The sequence below is a fragment of the Mesorhizobium sp. M0601 genome (genome assembly GCF_040320845.1).
Classification (GTDB): Bacteria; Pseudomonadota; Alphaproteobacteria; order Rhizobiales; family Rhizobiaceae; genus Mesorhizobium.
In genome coordinates this window covers 1-3270 of the sequence record NZ_JAMYQK010000094.1, presented here as the reverse complement: position 1 = coordinate 3270, position 3270 = coordinate 1, and the positions used below count along the sequence as shown (strand labels likewise).

Sequence of the window (3270 nt, the reverse complement as noted above, 5' to 3'; positions counted from 1 at the left end):
CAGATCAGCAAAACCTATTCACTTCAACGACATAGACAGATGGGTGTTATGAAACAGGATTGTAGTCGTCCGCCCATTCGGCGATGGCGCTGCGAGCGTGGTCGAGGCCGAAGAACAGGCTCTCGTTCAAGAGCTCGTCGCGCATGCGACCGTTGAAGGATTCGACATAACCGTTCTGCATCGGCTTGCCTGGCGCGATGTAGTGCCATGCTGAAAGCCAACTGTCTCCGTTCCTGATAGACTTAACCGCTGCGGGATTCCAATCCAGCTGTCGATCTCAGTTGCCGACGCTGAGAACAGCAGGATTGTCTTGGCCTCACTCGACTGCTGAACCACAATGCACGGATATTCGAACAGCTTACTCATTGCGCCCCCACCAAATGCAACAGCTTTGATACCAGAATCCATTAAGAAATCAGCGCGTGCGGGTAAAATAGGGAATCGTTTAGCTCACAAAATTCCCAAGCCTCGAACCTCCCTGCCCGTCGCTTCGCACAAGCCGAATTAATTAAGACTTCTAGCCGAGCCGCGATCATGTCCGTGAAGACCATTTCTACGCCTAGCTTAGCTGGCGCCGCTCCATCGCCCGCCGCCGATCACGCGTAACTTTACCGCCGAGAAGCAGAAGAGGGAGAGCGATGCGGCAATAGTGTATCGCTACTGCAATGATCACGAGACGCTTGGTCCGCTTCTCTGCCGGTCGATGGTCCATGAAATCCCCTCCCCACCCGGCTGGCGCCAAGGTGCGAGCGTGAATGTGCCGAGCAGCCGATGCTGGACGCGACGCCGCCGACTGATGGAAGGCGGCCATGCACCGGGATTGACGCGGGCCGGAACGCTGCTCGTGGCGCGCTTCGCGGTGCAAGCGAGCCCAACCGGTTCGCCAGCCGCATCTCGGGGCGCGTCAAAACAGACGAAATTGCGCTCCTGGAGTCTGACGTCGCCGGCAAATTCCGCCGCGGCTTGCTCTTCCCGGCGCTACAAGCTCCAGAGCATAAAGCGAGGCTGATCGAGGAACAGACGATTCTCAGGCGACGCTCCATCCGATCTTGCGCCTGGCCGAGCCGATCGCCCGACGATCATCGCCGCGGCCCGAATGCGCTTGACAAGATAGCGCTCGCCCGTTCAACCTGAGGTATTCACCAGGGGAGTCCCGGCAAGGGGCTGAGATACTGCTGGCATTCGCGGCGCAGTGACCCGTTGAACCTGATCCAGTTCATACTGGCGTAGGGACGGTGCAAGCGCTTTGCGGGAGTTTACGCCCGAGGTCCTGTTTCGGCAGGTCGACAGAAGCGTCTTTTCATCCTTCCGGCACAGAACTGGGTCTCCAATGCAACGAGCAAAGGAGCCTCAAGATGAATGCCCTCACCCCCGCCGTCTCGACGGGACCGCTGCCCGCCTCACGCAAGATCCACAAGCCTGGCAGCATTCACCCTCAGATCAGGGTGCCGATGCGCGAAATCTCCGTCCATCCGACGGCAGGCGAGCCGCCGGTGACCGTCTACGATCCGTCCGGCCCCTATACCGATCCGGCTGTCGAAACCAGCATCGAGAAGGGCCTTGCCCGGCTTCGCCACGAATGGATCACGTCGCGCGGCGATGTCGAAGCCTATGACGGCCGCCATGTCCGGCCGGAAGACAATGGATTCGCGGCGGGCGAGCGCCTGACGCCGGAATTTCCTGTCCGCAACCGGCCGCTTAGAGCCAAGGCCGGCAAGGCAGTGACCCAGCTTGCCTATGCGCGCGCCGGCATCATCACCCCCGAAATGGAATTCGTCGCCATCCGCGAGAACCTCGGCCGCGAGATCCTTCGAGGCAAGCTGCAACGCGACGGCGAAGCTTTCGGCGCGACGCTTCCCGATTTCGTCACGCCGGAATTCGTCCGAGAAGAGGTGGCGCGCGCACGCGCGATCATTCCCGCCAACATCAATCATCCCGAGAGCGAGCCGATGATCATCGGCCGCAATTTCCTGGTCAAGATCAACGCCAATATCGGCAATTCCGCCGTCACGTCGTCGATGGCCGAAGAGGTCGAAAAGATGGTGTGGGCGATCCGCTGGGGCGCCGATACGGTGATGGACCTGTCGACCGGCCGCAACATTCATAACATCCGCGAATGGATCGTGCGCAATGCGCCGGTGCCGATCGGCACGGTGCCGCTCTACCAGGCGCTCGAAAAGGTCGGCGGCATTGCCGAGCACCTGACCTGGGAAGTGTATCGCGATACGCTGATCGAACAGGCCGAACAGGGCGTCGACTATTTCACCATCCACGCCGGCGTGCGGCTGCATTACATCCCGCTGACCGTTGACCGGGTCACGGGTATCGTCTCGCGCGGCGGCTCGATCATGGCAAAATGGTGCCTGCACCATCACCGGGAAAGCTTCCTCTACGAGCACTTTGCGGAGATCTGCGACATCTGCCGCGCTTATGACGTCTCCTTCTCGCTCGGCGACGGCCTTCGTCCCGGCTCGATTGCCGATGCCAACGACGCGGCGCAATTCGCCGAGCTGGAAACGCTCGGCGAGCTGACGCAGATCGCCTGGGCGAAAGATTGCCAGGTGATGATCGAGGGGCCCGGCCACGTGCCGATGCACAAGATCAAGCAGAACATGGACAAGCAGCTCGCGGTCTGTGGCGAGGCGCCGTTCTATACGCTTGGACCGCTGACGACCGACATCGCGCCGGGCTACGACCACATCACTTCCGGCATCGGCGCGGCGATGATCGGCTGGTTCGGAACGGCCATGCTCTGCTACGTCACGCCCAAGGAGCATCTCGGCCTTCCCGACCGCGATGACGTCAAGACCGGCGTGATCACCTACAAGATCGCAGCGCACGCGGCCGACCTGGCGAAGGGCCACCCGGCGGCGAAAGTCAGGGATGACGCCCTTTCCCGCGCGCGCTTTGAGTTCCGTTGGGAGGACCAGTTCAACCTGTCGCTCGACCCCGAAACCGCACGGTCCTTCCACGACCAGACCTTGCCCAAGGAGGCGCACAAGCTGGCGCATTTCTGCTCGATGTGCGGACCGAAATTCTGCTCGATGCGTATCTCTCACGACATCCGCGCCGAGGCGCAGAAGGAGGGCATGGCGGCGATGGCGGCGAAATACCGCGAGGGCGGCGATCTCTACGTGCCAGCGGACGAGACCGTCGCACCGCTCACGCCTCAGCCAGGTAAGCCGTCATGAAGGTGCTGATAAAGGGGGCCGGCGTCGCCGGCCTCACCGCCGCCTTCGAACTCGCCGCCCGCGGCGCGACGGTCACGGT

Annotated in this window: 2 protein-coding genes, 1 pseudogene and 1 riboswitch; of the genes and pseudogenes, 2 read left to right on the top strand and 1 reads right to left on the bottom strand. The window is 61.7% G+C overall.

Annotated features, from left to right (window positions below; genetic code table 11):
- Window positions 1-58: 58 nt before the first annotated feature.
- Window positions 59-208, bottom strand: a pseudogene (locus NKI41_RS32865) (integrase core domain-containing protein); the annotation flags it as partial.
- A gap of 926 nt (window positions 209-1134) precedes the next feature.
- A riboswitch (TPP riboswitch) is annotated at window positions 1135-1251 on the top strand.
- A gap of 104 nt (window positions 1252-1355) precedes the next feature.
- On the opposite strand from NKI41_RS32865, the gene thiC reads away from it, so the two are divergent.
- Window positions 1356-3191 (top strand): phosphomethylpyrimidine synthase ThiC, encoded by a 1836-nt coding sequence (gene thiC / locus NKI41_RS32860; protein ID WP_352687173.1) that lies wholly within the window; start codon window positions 1356-1358, stop codon window positions 3189-3191.
- A partial coding sequence (locus NKI41_RS32855; RefSeq protein ID WP_352687176.1) for an FAD-binding protein occupies window positions 3188-3270 on the top strand: 83 nt, incomplete at its 3' end. The genes thiC and NKI41_RS32855, both read left to right, overlap by 4 nt.